This window comes from Undibacterium sp. 5I2 (assembly GCF_035019605.1).
Lineage (GTDB): Bacteria > Pseudomonadota > Gammaproteobacteria > Burkholderiales > Burkholderiaceae_D > Undibacterium.
On sequence record NZ_JASJVS010000160.1, the window covers coordinates 1 to 590 of the forward strand.

Annotated in this window: 1 protein-coding gene; it reads left to right on the plus strand. The window is 56.6% G+C overall.

Annotated elements, in window-relative coordinates; genetic code table 11:
• On the plus strand, positions 1–590 hold a 590-nt coding region (locus tag QN359_RS19815; RefSeq protein ID WP_323493634.1), incomplete at both ends, for a hypothetical protein.

Here is a 590-nt window from a genome sequence, read left to right on the forward strand (position 1 = left end):
AGCAGGTGGGGCGCTGACGATTAACGCGGCCAGCCTGAACAATCACGCAGCACACATCACCGCCGGGCAGGGCTTGACGCTGAACACGCACAGCACGAAAGCCGGCATCGACAATAGCAGTGGGCGATTAGCCGGCGATACGGGCGTTCAGATCAATTCAGCCGCCGATATCAACAATAGCCAAGCACGCATAGAATCGGCCGCAGATGCCACGCAGGTGGTGGCTGCCGCTGCGCTCAATAATACTGAGGGCGTGCTGCTGGCACAGAACGATATCAGCCTGCAAGCAGCGACGCTCAATAACCGCAGCGGACAAATCAGTGGTGCCAATACCGGCATCCACACGCAAGCGAATCTCGACAATCGCGGCACTGGCCTGATTAACGCACAACACGATTTGCATATCGATGGCGGCGCATTAGATAACCAAGGCACACTGCAAGCAGGTAAAGACCTCGCGCTCAATACCACTGGCAGTATCAATAACAGTGGCACTATTTATGCCCAACAAAGCAGCAGCATCAGCACACAGGCCGACCTGAACAACAGCGGCATGCTGGCAGCCGCGGCAAACAATTCCGTCGCCGCTA